Origin of the sequence: Acinetobacter sp. A22 (assembly GCF_030913345.1) — a bacterium.
In the GTDB taxonomy this organism is placed as follows: domain Bacteria; phylum Pseudomonadota; class Gammaproteobacteria; order Pseudomonadales; family Moraxellaceae; genus Acinetobacter; species Acinetobacter junii.
The window spans coordinates 2,576,905-2,594,409 of sequence record NZ_CP133162.1; the positions used below are offsets into that span (position 1 = coordinate 2,576,905).

Annotated in this window: 17 protein-coding genes; 6 read left to right on the forward strand and 11 right to left on the reverse strand. The window is 41.8% G+C overall.

Features of this window, described 5'->3' with window-relative positions; translation table 11 throughout:
- Positions 1-38: 38 nt before the first annotated feature.
- Positions 39-854: an AraC family transcriptional regulator gene (locus Q9Q86_RS12580; RefSeq protein ID WP_112987165.1), complete on the reverse strand. Its 816-nt coding sequence runs from the start codon at positions 852-854 to the stop codon at positions 39-41.
- 68 nt (positions 855-922) lie between these two features.
- Here Q9Q86_RS12580 and Q9Q86_RS12585 point away from each other — a divergent pair, with 68 nt between their 5' ends.
- Entirely contained in the window at positions 923-1,282 is a 360-nt protein-coding gene (locus Q9Q86_RS12585) for a DUF962 domain-containing protein (RefSeq protein WP_042893579.1), read from the forward strand.
- Positions 1,283-1,347: 65 nt separating this feature from the next.
- On the opposite strand, the gene Q9Q86_RS12590 is transcribed toward Q9Q86_RS12585, so the two are convergent.
- The 8 genes from Q9Q86_RS12590 to Q9Q86_RS12625 all read right to left on the reverse strand — a co-directional run bounded on the left by Q9Q86_RS12590 (position 1,348) and on the right by Q9Q86_RS12625 (position 9,022).
- The gene (locus tag Q9Q86_RS12590; protein ID WP_112987166.1) at positions 1,348-1,926 is read right to left on the reverse strand and encodes a DUF4126 domain-containing protein; all 579 of its coding nucleotides are present in this window, start codon (positions 1,924-1,926) and stop codon (positions 1,348-1,350) included.
- A gap of 124 nt (positions 1,927-2,050) precedes the next feature.
- Positions 2,051-2,194 (reverse strand): hypothetical protein, encoded by a 144-nt coding sequence (locus Q9Q86_RS12595; RefSeq protein ID WP_004665293.1) that lies wholly within the window; start codon positions 2,192-2,194, stop codon positions 2,051-2,053.
- Between the two features lie 113 nt (positions 2,195-2,307).
- A complete protein-coding gene (locus Q9Q86_RS12600) occupies positions 2,308-3,246 on the reverse strand; it encodes a hypothetical protein (protein WP_112987167.1) in 939 nt (312 codons plus the stop codon).
- A gap of 6 nt (positions 3,247-3,252) precedes the next feature.
- Positions 3,253-3,474 carry a hypothetical protein gene (locus tag Q9Q86_RS12605; RefSeq protein ID WP_112987168.1) on the reverse strand — a complete coding sequence of 74 codons (222 nt, stop codon included), beginning with the start codon at positions 3,472-3,474 and terminating at the stop codon, positions 3,253-3,255.
- A gap of 76 nt (positions 3,475-3,550) precedes the next feature.
- Positions 3,551-6,169, reverse strand: a complete 2,619-nt coding sequence (gene acnD, locus Q9Q86_RS12610; protein ID WP_112987169.1) for a Fe/S-dependent 2-methylisocitrate dehydratase AcnD — start codon at positions 6,167-6,169, stop codon at positions 3,551-3,553.
- The gene (gene prpC / locus Q9Q86_RS12615; RefSeq protein WP_004907222.1) at positions 6,169-7,326 is read right to left on the reverse strand and encodes a 2-methylcitrate synthase; all 1,158 of its coding nucleotides are present in this window, start codon (positions 7,324-7,326) and stop codon (positions 6,169-6,171) included. Before prpC ends, acnD begins: the two co-directional genes overlap by 1 nt.
- A gap of 111 nt (positions 7,327-7,437) precedes the next feature.
- Positions 7,438-8,319: a methylisocitrate lyase gene (prpB, locus tag Q9Q86_RS12620; protein WP_005163496.1), complete on the reverse strand. Its 882-nt coding sequence runs from the start codon at positions 8,317-8,319 to the stop codon at positions 7,438-7,440.
- Positions 8,312-9,022: a GntR family transcriptional regulator gene (locus Q9Q86_RS12625; RefSeq protein ID WP_004956801.1), complete on the reverse strand. Its 711-nt coding sequence runs from the start codon at positions 9,020-9,022 to the stop codon at positions 8,312-8,314. Before Q9Q86_RS12625 ends, prpB begins: the two co-directional genes overlap by 8 nt.
- A gap of 443 nt (positions 9,023-9,465) precedes the next feature.
- On the opposite strand from Q9Q86_RS12625, the gene Q9Q86_RS12630 reads away from it, so the two are divergent.
- The 5 genes from Q9Q86_RS12630 (at position 9,466) to Q9Q86_RS12650 (ending at position 14,838) form a co-directional block, all read left to right on the forward strand.
- Positions 9,466-10,671 (forward strand): amino acid aminotransferase, encoded by a 1,206-nt coding sequence (locus Q9Q86_RS12630; RefSeq protein WP_112987170.1) that lies wholly within the window; start codon positions 9,466-9,468, stop codon positions 10,669-10,671.
- Between the two features lie 255 nt (positions 10,672-10,926).
- Positions 10,927-12,297 carry a phosphomannomutase CpsG gene (locus Q9Q86_RS12635; protein WP_112987171.1) on the forward strand — a complete coding sequence of 457 codons (1,371 nt, stop codon included), beginning with the start codon at positions 10,927-10,929 and terminating at the stop codon, positions 12,295-12,297.
- Between the two features lie 146 nt (positions 12,298-12,443).
- Complete coding sequence (locus Q9Q86_RS12640) at positions 12,444-12,827, forward strand: transposase (RefSeq protein WP_148699016.1); 384 nt, start codon at positions 12,444-12,446, stop codon at positions 12,825-12,827.
- Positions 12,828-12,847: 20 nt separating this feature from the next.
- A complete protein-coding gene (gene tnpB / locus Q9Q86_RS12645; protein WP_158319084.1) occupies positions 12,848-13,159 on the forward strand; it encodes an IS66 family insertion sequence element accessory protein TnpB in 312 nt (103 codons plus the stop codon).
- A gap of 74 nt (positions 13,160-13,233) precedes the next feature.
- The gene (locus tag Q9Q86_RS12650) at positions 13,234-14,838 is read left to right on the forward strand and encodes an IS66 family transposase (protein ID WP_305155932.1); all 1,605 of its coding nucleotides are present in this window, start codon (positions 13,234-13,236) and stop codon (positions 14,836-14,838) included.
- Positions 14,839-14,870: 32 nt separating this feature from the next.
- Here Q9Q86_RS12650 and galE read toward each other — a convergent pair whose 3' ends face one another.
- On the reverse strand, positions 14,871-15,887 hold the full coding sequence (galE, locus tag Q9Q86_RS12655) for a UDP-glucose 4-epimerase GalE (RefSeq protein ID WP_112987051.1): 1,017 nt from the start codon (positions 15,885-15,887) through the stop codon (positions 14,871-14,873).
- Positions 15,880-17,505 carry a glucose-6-phosphate isomerase gene (gene pgi, locus Q9Q86_RS12660; RefSeq protein ID WP_235655796.1) on the reverse strand — a complete coding sequence of 542 codons (1,626 nt, stop codon included), beginning with the start codon at positions 17,503-17,505 and terminating at the stop codon, positions 15,880-15,882. The genes galE and pgi overlap by 8 nt, the downstream gene beginning before the upstream one ends.

Here is a 17,505-nt window from a genome sequence, read left to right on the forward strand (position 1 = left end):
CTTAGAAATACTTTGACCGAACTCTTTCAATGCTTAGTTTATTTTTCGGTAGCGTCATCGCTGATAAAAATCGTATTAGCTTTCAACATCGACGGTGCAAAATCCACCATACGACGTAAAATTCGGGTGAAATGGGCTTGATCAGAAAAGCCTGATTCAACTGCTATCTCAATCAAAGTTTTGCCCTGCATCCACAGCTTGATGGCATAGCGGATACGCAACCACAAGATATATTGCCGCATAGAAAGTCCGAGTTGCTGACTAAACAGATGCATCAAACGTGACTCTGATAGCCCAACCTGTAGCGCAACATCTGCGATGGTTGGAATTTGATGGGGTACACAGCGTTTGATGTATTCACATGCGAGTTGAATCCGTTGATCCCATGGTAAAGCCAATAATGGCTGAGGATTGAGTGCCAATAACACATCCTTCAGCAATTGCTTTACTTGTTCTAAGCAGAGTTGAGCAGTCATCAATTGCTGAAACTGTTTTTGAAAAGCTTGAAGTCGATCAGCAGATAATGAATTAAATGTCTGTCCATTCAATAAAGGATGCAGATAAGCATAAAGCACATGATCAGGATCGATCAGAATTGCAATATAAGGTTGATTCTGTGAATCGGTACTGTGGCTAATATTGGGTGCCATCACTACAATTTCATAATAGTTCGCAGGCTGATCTTCAACGGCCAATGCAAAAGCAGTGCCCAAACCGATTTGTAATAGTGCTGGAAAATGCGCGTGTGCTTTATTCAAATGATCTTGAGTCACATACACAATCACGCCATCCCACGCATAGACCAAGCTTTTATGCGGTGTGATCGAGTCTAATTCCATGTGTTGAGATAGCATATTCGTTCAAGACCATTTCGGTTGGAGTGTTCAAAATGAAGACGACTTTAAACGAAAGGAATAGTCGTATGTCTCACAATACTCAAGAACTGATGAAAAACAATACTGTGCAGATGGAAGCCAGTGAAGTTCGTTATAAAACCCTTGCTGAATTTTATCCTTTTTATCTTTCGCAACATGAAAATGCGACTTGTCGTCGTCTGCATTTCGTGGGGACAAGCTGTGTAATTGGTATTGCTGCTGCATCTGTTGCAACTGGAAATGCCAAATTACTTTGGGCTTTGCCTGTAGTGGGATATGGCTTTGCGTGGGTGGGTCATTTCTTTTATGAGCATAATAAACCTGCGACCTTTAAGCAGCCTTTCTTTAGCCTCGCCTGCGATTTTATTATGTATAAAGATATCTTATTAAAACGTGTGAAGTGGTAATACACATAGGAAACTTAGGTTATAAAATAAACTCTAAGTTTCCTGATTGTACTGAATTTAAAAACTCACGATGTTGAATGACTGATCTTTTCTTGCTTTTTTTGGCTCACCCAACGTGCGACCACAATCACGAGAATAATCACAAATACCGTAATCACAACAGGCATCACAAATGCCAAGATCGACAAGACAATTGAGCCAATCAACTCACCTGTTGCCACTACAAAATTTCCCAATCCACCAGTAGTTGCTGTTGAAACGCCACGTGCAGCTACCGTACTCATTTGCACCATACCTGCTGTTCCACCCCCCACGATCAATGCGGCTGCCCACGTCGCAAATTGTGACATTTCTCCACTACTGACTGCCATCGTACTGAGTGTGCCTGCCACTACAGCAGCAGGTGTGGCAATGGTATCCAAGAGATTATCGACCCACGGCACATAGTAAGCTGCGATTTCACAGATGGTTGCAAATCCAAGTGCAGCGCATACGGCAGGGATCGCTAACCATTCAAAACCTTTTGCAGGTTCATACCAGCCCATCAGGGTTGCAATGCTCATCACCAATAAAGGAACAAAGACACGAAAACCACAGGCTGCGCTTAATCCTACGCCGATACAAAGTCCTAAAATTGTTTCCATCTGGGTTTTCCTTATTTTTGTCTATATCGCTATCTTGTTATTTCATATTTTACAGTAACAAAAAAGCCCTATCGAGTGACAGGGCTTTCATCAAAACAGTGGGTAACTGTTTGGTGTTTGCGGCTTAGGCATTCTTACTGTTGAATTGATTGCCAAGGCATTTGGTACACGGAGGTAAACGATCAGTACCAATTTCTAAATAAGTGCGATGTCCGCATTGGACACAAAAATAGAAGCCAGTTCCAGGTCTTTCGCCAGCAGTAACCATCTTTGTTCTCCATAGATTTTAGAAATGGTTCATATACTATAGCGTGATAGTTTTGATTATTTATTGACCTTTCTGACAAATGGTGATGGCGGAAAGGTTAAAATACTTATTACCTAAATTATTTCAGGTACATCAATCGCGTTAACAGTAAATAAATTTAAAATATCTTCTCTATCCATAAAAATGATTTGGCTTCTCTTATGAGCATCTAATTTGCCTCCCAGCCAATTTCTAGCGGCTTTTGTTATCTCACCACCAGCAATAATATAGGCATGATCAACTAAAACTCTTTTATTTGTTTCAGGATCAAAAATTTCATGACCTAACATCATAATCGTCTGATTGTAGATTTCAGCAATATTATGATTGCCTGTTTTTGTCACTCCTGATGAATCAAGCTTTCCTTTCTTAACTTGTATACCAAAATAAATTATGTGCTGTGTTGGTAATATAAATTTCATCCAAATATCTTTTCCATACTCGAGTGCTTTATCTTTGTGCCCAGCCACAGTAATTCGCTGAAAGCCCAAAATTCGAAATAATGGCAATAATACATTTTCTATAAGTTGATCCTCAGAGCACATGTCCAAATAACTTATTAATCGCTCTCTTTTTTTAATCTCAATTTCAGAAAATATTCTATGTGGATTTTCAACAGGTTTTATAGTCTGATTATTATGTAAACTTTTAATATATAAATTATTGTCTGTACCGTAAAAAGCCTCATACCCTTCTCTACTTAAAGGCTTATTTAATTCAATTAAGGCATTTATACGTTCAGGATCATCTTCTGTCGCATCAGATTTATGCATTAAAGCTCTTAATACATGTACAAACGTTGGTGGCAATGCATTTGGAGGACAAGACTCTTCCAACAGTTCTGCCAATCTGTCTGATGTCCAAGCCCAACGTGTTGAACCATCATGCGTAAAGGGTAAGCCACAATCTTCAAAAAACTCTGAAATATATCGACTACTTTTATAATCAAAGTAATTTTTATCACCAATAATACATTCAGCAATTTCTCTTAAATTTTTACTTTTGAATTTCATAATTTTTTATTTTTCGTAAAGGTTATTTGCATTTAACTTAATATAAGAGTTTAAACCATCGCCATGTCTAGCTAATCTTTTCATCTCTTCGACATTATTAACTCCAGCACTTTGATAACTATAAGTATAAATTTTAAATGTTCTATCAAACTTTACCCTTATATAAGTTTCACCAATTTCATATGCAAGGATTCCAGAATCACCATCTAAATCTAAATATCTTTCCATTATTATTCTCTATAAAAAACCCCATCATCAAGATAGGGTCTTTTTTAAACAATATCAATTACTTTTAGCTAAAGTATTAAGCCACTTGACCTTCTAAAAAGTCTTGCGCAAAACGCTGTAATACACCGCCCGCTTCATATACAGAAACTTCTTCTTCTGTATCTAAACGGCAAGTGACAGGCACTTCAACAATCTCTTCTTTACCATCCGCTGTAGCACGCTCAATGACCAATGTTAAAGTCGAACGCGGTGAGATATTACCAATCACGCTATAAAGCTCGGTACCATCTAACTTCAACGTTTTACGGTTCACACCCGGTTTAAACTCAAGCGGTAAGACGCCCATACCGACAAGGTTAGTACGGTGAATACGCTCAAAACCTTCAGCCACGATCGCTTCAACACCTGCAAGACGAACACCTTTCGCTGCCCAATCACGGCTTGAACCTTGACCATAATCCGCACCTGCAATGATGATCAACGGTTGCTTACGGTTCATGTAAGTTTCAATCGCTTCCCACATACGCATCACTTCGCCTTCAGGCTCTACACGCGCTTTTGAACCTTGTTTAATCGTGCCGTCAGAACGAACCACCATTTCATTAAACAATTTCGGGTTGGCAAATGTTGCACGTTGGGCTGTCAAATGGTCACCACGATGTGTCGCATATGAGTTGAAGTCTTCTTCAGGTACGCCCATTTTGTGTAGGTATTCACCCGCAGCCGAATCCATCATGATCGCATTGGAAGGCGATAAATGGTCAGTCGTGATGTTATCACCCAAAATTGCAAGCGGACGCATGTTGGTCAAAGTACGTGGTGCAGCCAACGCCCCTTCCCAATACGGCGGACGACGGATGTAAGTACTCATAGGACGCCAGTCGTAAAGTGGGCTTTCCGCTTGCTCAACTTCACCGAGGTCAAACATTGGAATGTAGACTTTGCGGAATTGTTCAGGCTTCACAGCTTCTTTTACCAGTGCATCGATTTCAGCATCAGATGGCCAGATATCTTTCAGGTAAATTGGATTACCGTCTTTGTCTGTACCCAATGAATCTTTTTCGATGTCAAAACGAATTGTCCCTGCAATCGCATACGCGACCACAAGTGGAGGTGATGCCAAGAACGCTTGTTTTGCATAAGGATGGATACGACCATCGAAGTTACGGTTACCCGAAAGTACCGCTGTCGCATACAAATCACGGTCAATGATTTCTTGTTGAATCACTGGATCAAGCGCACCTGACATACCATTACACGTAGTACATGCATACGCCACGATACCAAAACCAAGTTTCTCTAGGTCTTTGAGTACGCCAGCTTCTTCAAGATAAAGTGCAGCCGCTTTAGAACCTGGTGCAAATGAAGATTTCACCCAAGGTTTACGCACTAAACCAAGTTCATTGGCTTTACGTGCCAATAGACCTGCTGCCACGGTGTTACGTGGGTTTGAGGTATTGGTACAAGACGTGATCGCAGCAATGATGATCGCGCCATCAGGCATTAAACCATCAGTACGGTTTTCAACAACACCTGCAATACCTTTTTCTTTCAAGTCAGCAGTTGATACACGTGCATGTGGGTTTGATGGACCTGCAATGTTACGAGTGACTGTTGAAAGATCAAAACGAAGTACGCGTGGATAATGTGCTTTGGTCATATCTGATGCCCAAAGACCGATTTCTTTTGCGTATTGCTCAACCAATGCCACTTGTGCATCTTCACGACCTGTCAGGCGTAAATAATCAATCGTGTTTTGGTCGATGTAGAACATCGCAGCCGTTGCACCGTATTCAGGTGTCATGTTCGAGATGGTTGCACGGTCACCAATCGACATGGTGTCTGCGCCTTCACCGAAGAACTCAAGGTATGCACCAACCACACGTTCTTTACGTAAGAATTCAGTGAGTGCCAATACGATATCCGTAGCTGTGATGCCTGCTTGACGCTGACCGACAAGCTCAACACCGATAATGTCTGGAAGACGCATCCAAGATGCACGACCCAACATCACGTTTTCAGCTTCTAAACCACCCACACCCACTGAGATCACACCAAGTGCATCCGTATGTGGTGTATGTGAGTCTGTACCTACGCATGTGTCTGGGAACGCTAAACCATCACGATTTTGGATCACTGGAGACATTTTCTCCAAGTTGATCTGGTGCATGATGCCGTTACCCGCAGGGATTACGTCGACATTTTTAAATGCGGTTTTCGTCCACTCGATAAAGTGGAAACGGTCTTCGTTACGACGATCTTCTACTGCACGGTTTTTTTCAAACGCGTCAGGATCAAAGCCGCCATATTCAACTGCCAAAGAGTGATCCACGATCAACTGAGTTGGCACCACTGGATTGACTTTAGATGGATCACCACCTTTTTCAGCAATCGCATCACGCAAGCCCGCAAGGTCGACGAGTGCCGTTTGACCCAAAATGTCATGACAGACCACGCGCGCAGGATACCAAGGAAAATCCAAGTCCTGACGGCGTTCGATCAATTGCGTTAAATAGGCAGTTAAATTTTCTGCATCAGCTTTACGCACAAGCTGTTCTGCCAACACTTTCGAGGTGTATGGCAAAGTTTCATATGCGCCTGGCTGAATGTCTTCAACGGCTTGGCGCACGTCATAGTATTCGAGCTGGGTATTGCCATTCTGATCTGGCAGCGGTTTACGGTATTGATTTGTCATTAACCACGCTCCGCCAATGGTTTAAATTCTAAGTTTTCAGGGCCAGTATAGTTCGCGCTTGGACGAATAATCTTGCCGTCTTGACGTTGTTCAATCACATGTGCAGACCAACCAGCTGTACGTGCAATCACGAATAATGGAGTGAACATTGCTGTTGGAACACCCATCAAGTGATAGCTCACCGCACTGAACCAGTCGAGGTTCGGGAACATGTTCTTCACTTCTTTCATCACTGCTTCTAAACGTTCAGCAATGAGGTACATTTTGGTGTTCTCTTGAGCATCAGCAAGATCACGCGCCACTTTCTTGATCACTTCATTACGTGGATCAGAGATGGTATAAACAGGGTGACCAAAACCGATGATTACTTCTTTTTTCTCTACACGGCTACGGATGTCTGCTTCTGCTTCGTCAGCGTTGTCATAACGTTGTTGAATCACAAATGCAACTTCGTTCGCACCACCATGTTTTGGACCACGCAACGCACCAATACCACCTGTAATTGCTGAATACATGTCTGAACCTGTACCTGCAACAACACGTGAAGTAAATGTAGAAGCGTTGAATTCATGCTCAGCATACAGAATCAAAGAGGTATGCATTGCTTGAATCCATTCTTCAGATGGCGCTTCGCCATGAAGTAAATGGAGGAAATGCGCAGCGATTGAATCATCATTCGTTTCAACTTCGATACGACGACCGTTGTTGCTGAAGTGGTACCAATACAACAACATTGAACCCAAGCTTGCCATCAATTTATCAGCGATATCTTTCGCACCTGCTTCATTGTGGTCTTCATGTTCAGGCGTTAAACAACCTAGAACTGAAACGCCCGTACGCATCACATCCATTGGGTGTGCAGATGGCGGTAACTGCTCAAGTGCAGTTTTCAATGCTGCTGGTAAGCCACGAAGTGCTTTCAGTTTTGCTTTATATGCTTTCAACTCAGCTTTGTTTGGCAGTTTGCCATGTACAAGCAAGTGCGCAACTTCTTCAAATTCGCTACCCACTGCAAGGTCAAGAATGTCATAACCACGATAGTGCAAGTCATTACCACTACGACCCACTGTACAAAGTGCTGTGTTACCTGCAACTTGACCACTTAACGCAACTGATTTTTTTGGCTTGAAGCCTGTTGGAGTTTCATTACTGCTCATAAGATTGTCCTTTTCTGTTCTTTCTATGTGAATTATGAGTTCTAAAATCCCACTTGCGGAGCTAAAACCGCTCCTCACCTCCCTTTCCAAAGGGAGATTTAGGGGGATTCCTTATTTTGCTTTTTCAAATGACGCATCAAGATATTGTTCAAACGCATGGTAGTTAATGCGCTCATACAATTCTTGACGAGTTTGCATGGTGTCAACAACGTTCTTCTGTGTGCCTTCTTGACGCAAAGTCACATACACATTTTCCGCTGCTTTATTCATCGCACGGAATGCTGAAAGTGGGTACAACGCAATGCTCACATCCGCAGAAGCCAATTCTTCAGTCGTGAATAATGGTGTAGAACCAAATTCAGTAATGTTTGCTAATACTGGAACTTTAGTCAGGTCAGCAAATTGCTTGTACATCGCCAATTCAGTGATCGCTTCAGGGAACAACATATCCGCACCTGCTTCGATATAAGCACCTGCACGATCAATTGCTGCTTGTAAGCCTTCAACTGCAAGTGCATCAGTACGCGCCATGATCACAAAACTTTCATCCGTACGAGCATCAACCGCAGCTTTAATACGATCAACCATTTCTTGTTGGGTCACGATCGCTTTGTTTGGACGGTGTCCGCAACGCTTTGCACCCACTTGGTCTTCGATGTGCATTGCTGCTGCACCGAACTTAATCATTGATTTAGTGGTACGTGCAATGTTGAATGCTGAAGCACCAAAACCTGTATCCACATCAACCAATAATGGGAGATCACAGACATCAGTAATACGGCGTACATCCGTCAATACATCATCAAGGTTACTAATCCCTAAATCAGGTAAACCTAACGAACCTGCGGCAACACCACCACCTGACAAATAAATTGCTTTATAGCCTGCACGTTTTGCTAACAATGCATGATTGGCGTTGATCGCACCCACCACTTGTAATGGTTTTTCATTTGCGACCGCGTCGCGGAATAGCTGACCAGCAGATTTAGCCATGTTGATGTTCTCCTTGGGTTTGCAGCAATGTTTGCTCAACAATTTTGTAAGATGCATTGATGTGACGGTGCATCAGCATTTCGGCAAGTTCACCGTCACCTTCTGCGATCGCATCTAAAATGCGGATATGTTCGTCCCAAGCTTTGCTCGGTCGATTTGGGGTGTTTGAAAATTGAATTCGGTACATACGGATGAGGTGATACAGCTCATCACATAACATTTTTTCTAAGGTTTTATTACCACTGCTTTTGATAATGCAGTAATGGAAATCGTCTTGACCTTCTTGTAGGTAATAACCCTTACCTGCTTTAAAATTTTCATCTTCAGCATGCATTCGCAACACATCACGCAATGCCAAAATTTGTTTTTTATCAATGTGCTGTGCAGCCAGCTTACAAGCTAAGCCTTCAAGTGAAGCACGAATTTGGTAAAGTTCTTTAAATTGTTGTAGAGAAAGAGAAACAACTCGCGCACCAACATGTGCCGTACGCTCAACCAATCGCTGCCCTTCGAGACGATGAATCGCCTCGCGCAATGGACCACGACTAATCCCGTAAATACGCGCTAACTCAGGCTCAGAAATTTTACTGCCCGCAGGAATTTGTCCTAATACAATCGCCGATTGAATTTGCTTAAATACGTGTTCCGTCAGAGTAATACTCTGACTCGTGCTGATGGCTTGAGGAACAAGGGTATCTTGCATATTGTCGACAATCTCTACAGTTTTGATGATTTTATAACGGGATAATAGAAATAATGCAATAGGATTGTCGACAATAAAATAGACCTGTGCAGTCAGTCAGACATTCTATCCATTCTGATTAGAATCATTCAAAACCGTCATAAAAATGACAATAATTATAAATAAAACAAATATTTATGATTTTATTGCAATTGATCTACGCTCAATTTTGTATATCTTTGGACTCATTGATATTGCTTATGCTACGACTATGGTATGACAGCTTGATTGTAGACAATCTTTATAATCGAGTGCTTTGCTACAAATTTTTTTAAGTAAATACTGCACCATAAATGTAAATAACAGCGTGCTTCATCATCGCTTTATTGGTACATTATTGGGCATCTGGAGCAGCGCTCCACAAGACACATCCATGCACCTTGTTGAATAAAAGGACATTGTTAATGTTTCAACATATCCCACCTTATGCAGGCGACCCAATTCTCTCTTTAATGGAACAGTTCAACGCTGATCCACGCGCTGAAAAGGTTAATTTAAGTATTGGTTTGTACTACAACGAAGACAGTATCGTTCCACAGCTCGAAACTATTATCGAAGCTCAAAAACGTATTGCACCTAAAAATACTCAAACCAAACTTTATCTACCAATGGAAGGTTTTAAACCTTACCGTGATGCGATTCAAGCGTTATTGTTTGGTGCAAATAGCCCTGCAATTCAACAAGGTCGTGTTGCTACCATCCAAACGCTTGGTGGTTCAGGTGCATTAAAAGTTGGTGCAGATTTCTTAAAAACTTATTTCCCAAATTCAGAAGTTTGGGTGAGCCAACCAACATGGGATAACCATGTTGCGATTTTCAACGGTGCTGGCATCAAGAGCAACTACTATCCATACTTCGATGCTGAAACACGTGGCGTTGATTTTGATGGCATGTTGTCGACATTAAAAACTTTGCCAGAGCAAAGCATCGTGTTGTTACACCCTTGCTGTCATAACCCGACAGGTGCGGATCTAAATCCAGCACAGTGGGATCAAGTCATTGCAGTATTAAAAGAGCGTAACTTAATTCCATTCCTCGACATCGCTTATCAAGGCTTTGGCGATAGCATGGAACAAGATGCTTATGCGATTCGTGCTTTAGACCAAGCTGGTCTGAACTTCATCGTGAGCAACTCGTTCTCTAAAATCTTCTCACTTTATGGTGAGCGTGTTGGTGGCTTAACTTTCGTATGTGACGATGCTGAAGCAGCAAAATGCACATTCGGTCAGTTAAAAGCAACGGTACGTCGTATCTACTCTAGCCCACCAACAACTGGTGCATGGTTGGTTGATCAAGTGCTCAATGACGCTGATCTCAATCAACAATGGCAAAACGAAGTTAAAGAGATGCGCGAACGTATTATCAAAATGCGTAGCATCTTAAAAGATGAGTTGACTAAAGCACTTCCTGAGCGTGACTTTAGCTACCTTGTAAACCAAAAAGGTATGTTCAGTTACACAGGTTTGACAGGCGAGCAAGTCGACACCTTACGTGAAGAATATGCAATTTACCTTGTACGTAGTGGTCGTATCTGTGTTGCTGGTTTAAATATGAATAATATTTATAAAGTTGCAAAAGCGATGGCAGAAGTTTTAGCAAAATCAGCTTAAAATCCCCTTGCGGAGCTATAATCGCTCCTCATCTCCCTTTTAAAAGGGGGACTTTATGGATCAAAAAAGGTTGTTTCACGTGAAACAGCCTTTTTTATTTTTACAAAACCAGCGTCATTAAAACAAAAATTTATCCGACAACTAGAGCCAAGAATAAATGTGCTGAATGATTAAATCTGTATCATTCAATGTTCAATCTAGCTCAGTCTTTGTATACTGCAACACATGAATAAACAACAAACAGCACCTTTAAATATGACTCAACTGACCTGCTTTAAAGCCTACGATATTCGCGGAAAACTAGGCACTGAACTCAATGAAGAAATTGCCTATAAAATTGGTCGTGCATACGGACAAATCTATCAACCTAAAAAAGTGGTGATTGGTTGTGACATCCGTCTGAGTAGTGAAGGCTTAAAGCAAGCAACCATTCGTGGTCTTAATGATGCAGGTGTCAATGTTCTAGATTTAGGCATGACGGGTACCGAAGAAGTTTATTTCGGCGCTTTCCATCTTGATGTACAAGGTGGCATTGAAGTTACGGCGAGCCATAATCCAATGGATTATAACGGCATGAAATTGGTACGTGAAAATGCACGTCCAATAAGTGCTGATACGGGATTAAAAGACATCCAAGCACTCGCTGAATCAGGTACTTTTACAGAAGTTGAGCAAAAAGGTACAACTAAAAACTATAATATTTTGCCAGAGTTTGTTGATCACCTATTAACCTACATCGATCCTCAGAAAATTAAACCACTCAAACTGGTGGTAAATGCAGGTAATGGTGCAGCAGGCCATGTCATTGATGCGATTGAACAGAAATTCCAGCAACTGAATATTCCAGTTGAATTTATTAAAATTCATCATGAAGCCGATGGAACTTTCCCTAATGGAATTCCGAATCCGATCTTAATTGAAAACCGAGACAGTACCCGTGATGCTGTGCTTGCGCACAATGCAGATATGGGCATTGCATGGGATGGTGACTTTGACCGTTGCTTCCTATTTGATGAGAAAGGTCAATTCATCGAAGGCTATTACATTGTTGGCTTATTGGCACAAGCATTCTTAATCAAACAATCTGGCGAAAAAATTGTGCATGATCCACGCCTAGTTTGGAATACCTTTGATATCGTAGAGCAATACCAAGGTATCGCAGTTCAATCAAAATCTGGACATGCTTTTATTAAAGATGTGATGCGTGAACACAATGCTGTTTACGGTGGAGAAATGAGTGCACATCATTATTTCCGTGACTTTGCTTATTGTGATAGCGGTATGATTCCTTGGTTACTCACCATTGCTCTACTCTCAGAAACAGAACAATCACTCTCGACACTCGTTGAAAATATGATTGCCAAATTCCCTTGTAGCGGCGAAATCAATTTTAAAGTGGCAGATACTCAAGCGACAGTTCAAAAGATCTTTGATCATTATGCAGACCAAAATCCATTAGTAGACAGTACTGATGGTGTTAGCCTTGATTTTGGTGCCTGGCGTTTGAATGTCCGCGCATCGAATACAGAACCATTACTGCGCTTAAACATTGAAAGTCGTGCTGATAAAAATCCGCAACCTATGCAAAATTATGTGGATGAATTGACAGATTTGATTCAAGGATAAGCGAAGAGTTAAGAAATAGGGAGCTATTGCTCCCTGTTTCTACAAAACGATAATTATTGAGTAAGCGTCCGCTGAACACACCTTATGAATTCATCCTATAAGCCTTAATTTAGTCCCCACTTAAAAACAAGTGGGGACTAAAATTTATGACTACAAATCACCAGACATCCATCGCATCTCTTGCGAAAAAACGAAGAACATACAGTGCTGAATTTAAACAGCAGATCGTTCAGGCTTGTAAAGCACCGGACGTTTCAATTGCTTCGGTCGCTTTGCAACATGGATTGAATACAAATCTTGTATCCAAATGGATTCGCTTAATTGATGGTAAGCCAGGGAATGATCGCTCACCACTACCGAATAAACCTGCATTTATTGCCTTATCTTGCTCTGCACCATTAGATCCTACTCCTACTGACATGTTAAAGGTTCAAATTACTTTACCCCACTCAAAAGCAGAAATTGGCTTGAAATGGCAAGTATCAGAAATACCTGCCTTGGCAGAATTACTCAAGGCACTTGCAACATGATCCGCATTGATGAAATCTGGTTGTCTACTCAGCCCATGGACATGCGTGCAGGTATGGATACGACCATGGCTCAGGTGGTGAGAGCCTTTGGCTACATCAAACCGCATTGCGCCTACCTGTTCTGTAATAAACGTGGTCATCGTATGAAAGTGTTGGTACATGATGGACTGGGCATCTGGCTGTGTGCCCGGCGTTTGGAACAGGGTAAATTTCACTGGGCTCAAGTTCACCAAGGTGAAACCGTGGCCCTCAGCCCGGAACAGTTACAGGCACTGATCCAGGGTTTGCCCTGGCAGCGCATTGGACGACAGCAGGTAGTGACGATGCTCTAAACCAGGTTGGTGCATTCTGCTATTCTCCAAACGTTCTATTTCCTCTGCGTCATGACCTCAGGCATACTGCGGTCATGAATACGCTGCCTGACTTAAGCCAACTGACCCATGAACAACTGCTGGAATTCACCAGACAGTTGGCAATGCAGCATCAGTCTCTGGCACAATCAAATCAAGAATTAGAAAAATCAAACCAGCAATTAGATTCTAAAGTTCAACATCTTTCTATTCTCAATCAAAAATACGAGCATGAACTGGCGCTGTTTAAAAAGCACAAATTCGCTCAAAAGAATGAACACTTAACGGCAAAACAAATCCATCTGTGGGATGAAGCGGTTGAAGAAGATATTGCCGCGGTTGATCTAGAACTGGAACGGCTAAATGCAGATAAAACCAATGCAGCGACACACAAAGCCACAGTCAATAAACCTAAACGTCGACCACTGCCAGATCATCTACACACCATCCGTATTGAGCATGAACCTGCATCAACCCAATGTGCTTGTGGCTGCCAACTCCGTCGTATCGGCGAAGATATCAGTGAAAAACTGCATTTCAGACCGGCACAGTTCTATAAGGAACAGCATGTGCGTGGCAAATGGGTCTGTGATCAGTGTGACACCCTGACTCAGCAAGCGATGCCCGCCTATGTGATTGATAAAGGCATTGCTTCACCTGAACTGCTCAGCCATGTGCTGGTATCGAAGTATGCCGATCATTTGCCGCTGTACCGTCAGCGCCTGATCTATCAGCGGGCGGGCATTGATCTGTCCAGATCTACTTTATCTGACTGGATAGGTCGCTGCGGTGTGGAACTGGAACCTCTGGCCAATGCCTTAAAACAGGTGGTGCTGCAACAGCGGGTGATCCATGCAGATGAAACACCAGTCACCATTATGCGGATGGGTGATGATGAGAAAAAACCGAAGAAAGGTTATGTCTGGGCCTATGCCACTACACAGTACAATCCAGTTCAAGCGGTGATCTATGACTTTCAGGATAGCCGTTCAGGTCAGCATGCTGCAGAGTTCTTGAATGGCTGGCAGGGTTATCTGGTCTGTGATGATTACAGTGGTTATAAAGCACGCTTTAAATCAGGCGATGTCATTGAGGTGGGCTGCATGGCGCATGCACGTCGTAAATTCCATGAGCTACATGTGACTGGGAAAAGTCAGATCGCTGAACAGGCATTACTGATGATTCAGAAACTGTATGCGATAGAAGCCGAACTCAGGAAAAAGACCGATAGTACAGCAGAACACCGCCGCGAATACCGACAACAGCACAGCCAACCGGTGATGCAACAACTGTATGAATGGCTCAACCAACATTATCTGACGGTGCCATCGAGTTCTCCAACCGCCAAGGCCATCAATTACAGTCTGAAGCGTTGGCCAGCCTTAAGCCGCTATCTGGATGATGGCAATCTACCCATTGACAATAACTGGGCAGAGAACTCAATGCGCCCCTGGGCATTGGGCCGTAAGAACTGGTTGTTTGCAGGTTCGCTGCGCAGTGGACAGCGAGCGGCAAATATCATGACTTTAATCCAGTCAGCAAAGCTGAATGGGTTGGATCCGTATGCCTATCTCAGTGATGTGCTGAAAAGGCTGCCGACGCATAAAGCGACCCAAATAGAAGAATTACTGCCACATCGCTGGAAATCCAACTCAAATTAAAAAATAGGCATGGGGTTCAGCGGACGCTTACATTATTGATATCCATTTGGATTTTTCTTTTGCCAGTGCCAACTATCAGCGAGCATATCTTCCAAAGTATATTGCGGTTGCCAACCAAGCTCCGTAATTGCCCGTGTATTATCAGCAAATGATATTGCAACATCACCCGAACGCCGTGGTGCAAACTCATAAGCAACTGACACACCATTTACTTTCTCAAAAGTATCTTTAACTTCTAAAACAGAACAACCATTTCCTGTTCCAATATTCCAAACACGACAGCCATGTTTAGACAGGCGATTATTTAGAGCGCATAGATGGGCATTCGCCAAGTCCACCACGTGGATATAATCTCGAACACCAGTACCATCTACCGTATCATAATCATTACCATAAATTGATAACTTTTCACGACGCCCTACAGCAACCTGAGTGACGTACGGCATTAAATTATTTGGAATACCTTGTGGGTCTTCGCCAATTTGACCACTTTTATGTGCACCAACGGGATTAAAATAACGAAGTAATGCGATTGACCACTTCGGATTAGCTAAGGATATTTTTTGTAATAATTGCTCAACGATAAGCTTCGTATAGCCGTAATTATTGCTAGGTATACCTGTAGGCATATTCTCATTCAAAGGGGATATATTGATCTCATCATAAACTGTTGCTGATGAACTAAATACGAGAGTAAATATACCTGCTTTTTCCATAGCTTTTACAAGCTGAATACTACCTGCAATATTATTGTCAAAATAAATTAATGGTTTTTCCTGACTTTCCCCAACGGCTTTCAAACCTGCAAAATGAATCACCGCCTCAATCTCATGACTTTTAAAAAGCTGATCTAAAGCATTTGCATCACGAATATCTCCTTGAACAAAAACTAAAGATCTATTCGCCAACTTTTGCACACGTCTTAGAGATTCTTCAGAGCTATTCGACAAATTATCAAAAACAATAACATCGTGACCCGCATTCAGTAACTCTACACAAGTGTGTGAACCAATATAGCCTGCTCCACCTGTTACTAATATTTTAGCCATTCATCTTTCCTAGTATTATTCGGAGTAAACCCTGCGTTGAAGCATCAAATGTTGAAATATCATCGATCTCATGATTTAAAATTGGCAATAGTTGATTAGCAATTTCCTTACCCTTCTCAACCCCCCATTGATCAAAAGGATTGATATTCCATAAGACGGATTGTACGAACACCTTATGCTCATACATTGCTATCAACATCCCTAAACTATATGGATTAAGCTCTTTTAACAAAATGGTTGAACTTGGTTGATTACCTTCATATTGTTTATATCTTGGTAATTCATTTAACTCATCTTGAGAAAGTGCTTGGTTCCCAAAAGCCAACAGGCGTGATTGGGCTAAACAATTCGATAATGCCAAATGATGCTGTTCTATCAAGGCATCCGCATTTTCAGCATAAGTAAATTGATTTGAATTATAACGTTTTACAGGTGCGATAAAATCACAACTGACTTTATGCGTTCCTTGGTGAAGTAATTGATAGAACGCGTGCTGCGCATTGGGTCCAACTTCACCCCATACAATTGGGCAAGTAGCTAAGCTAACCTTTTCTCCATCCCGTTGAATAGATTTACCATTAGACTCCATTTCAAGCTGTTGTAAATAGGCAGCAAAATATTTAAGCCGACCATCATATGGCAAAACAGCATGTGTTTGGATATCGAGAAAATTATTATTCCACGCACCTAACAAACCCATCAGAACAGGGATATTCACTTCAAATGATGTGGTTTGGAAATGCTGATCTATCGCATGAGCCCCTGCTAAAAGTTGTTTAAAACCCTGAATTCCGATCGTTAATGCGATCGGTAACCCAATACAAGACCATAGAGAATAACGACCACCAACCCAATCCCACAGTAACAATTGTTTATCAGCTGCTATTCCCCATTCCGTCATTTTCTCAGGTTTAGTTGAAACCCCAATAAAATGATTCTTGAGAATTTTGTCATTGTAACCTAACGCCTTTTCAAGCCATTGACGTACGGTTTGTGCATTAGAAAGCGTATCAATTGTGCCAAAAGACTTCGATGAAATAATAAATAGCGTTGTTTCAGGTCGCAATTGATGCAAAAGCTCAGATAACTGGCTACCATCCATCGTAGAGACAAAGTGGACAGCTAAAGGTTTTGCAGTTGGCACTTTAAAATCAGACAGCGCGTGAGTCACCATTAGTGGACCCAAATCTGAACCGCCAACACCAATATTCACGACATCTTGAATTACCTCACCAGTAGCGCCACGATATTGACCGCTATGAATCTTTTCTACTAAGGCATACATGCGATCAAGTTGCACATGTACTTGTTCAGTAATTTCAGGTTGAAAACTAGAATCCTTTGGCAGCCGCAATGCCCAATGCATTGCTGCTCTTCGCTCGGTATAGTTAATCAACTCTGTTGAAAATAACTTCTGAATCCATTGCCCTAAATTTCGCTCATCTGCTAATTCAACTAAACCATTAATTATGCTTTGATTGATACGGTGCTTACTAAAATCTAAAACAATTTGATCATATTCAACTGAAAAACGATTAAAACGTTTTGTATCTTCAGCAAATAAGGTATTGAGATGAGTATCGATTAATTGTGTTTTTAAAGAAGATAAGTTTTCCAT

Coding starts and splice junctions, on each gene's coding strand:
- Q9Q86_RS12580 (WP_112987165.1), bottom strand. CDS start 854: ATGCTATCTCAACACATGGAATTAGACTCGATCACACCGCATAAAAGC.
- Q9Q86_RS12585 (WP_042893579.1), top strand. CDS start 923: ATGTCTCACAATACTCAAGAACTGATGAAAAACAATACTGTGCAGATG.
- Q9Q86_RS12590 (WP_112987166.1), bottom strand. CDS start 1,926: ATGGAAACAATTTTAGGACTTTGTATCGGCGTAGGATTAAGCGCAGCC.
- Q9Q86_RS12595 (WP_004665293.1), bottom strand. CDS start 2,194: ATGGTTACTGCTGGCGAAAGACCTGGAACTGGCTTCTATTTTTGTGTC.
- Q9Q86_RS12600 (WP_112987167.1), bottom strand. CDS start 3,246: ATGAAATTCAAAAGTAAAAATTTAAGAGAAATTGCTGAATGTATTATT.
- Q9Q86_RS12605 (WP_112987168.1), bottom strand. CDS start 3,474: ATGGAAAGATATTTAGATTTAGATGGTGATTCTGGAATCCTTGCATAT.
- acnD (WP_112987169.1), bottom strand. CDS start 6,169: ATGACAAATCAATACCGTAAACCGCTGCCAGATCAGAATGGCAATACC.
- prpC (WP_004907222.1), bottom strand. CDS start 7,326: ATGAGCAGTAATGAAACTCCAACAGGCTTCAAGCCAAAAAAATCAGTT.
- prpB (WP_005163496.1), bottom strand. CDS start 8,319: ATGGCTAAATCTGCTGGTCAGCTATTCCGCGACGCGGTCGCAAATGAA.
- Q9Q86_RS12625 (WP_004956801.1), bottom strand. CDS start 9,022: ATGCAAGATACCCTTGTTCCTCAAGCCATCAGCACGAGTCAGAGTATT.
- Q9Q86_RS12630 (WP_112987170.1), top strand. CDS start 9,466: ATGTTTCAACATATCCCACCTTATGCAGGCGACCCAATTCTCTCTTTA.
- Q9Q86_RS12635 (WP_112987171.1), top strand. CDS start 10,927: ATGACTCAACTGACCTGCTTTAAAGCCTACGATATTCGCGGAAAACTA.
- Q9Q86_RS12640 (WP_148699016.1), top strand. CDS start 12,444: ATGACTACAAATCACCAGACATCCATCGCATCTCTTGCGAAAAAACGA.
- Q9Q86_RS12650 (WP_305155932.1), top strand. CDS start 13,234: ATGAATACGCTGCCTGACTTAAGCCAACTGACCCATGAACAACTGCTG.
- galE (WP_112987051.1), bottom strand. CDS start 15,887: ATGGCTAAAATATTAGTAACAGGTGGAGCAGGCTATATTGGTTCACAC.
- pgi (WP_235655796.1), bottom strand. CDS start 17,505: ATGGAAAACTTATCTTCTTTAAAAACACAATTAATCGATACTCATCTC.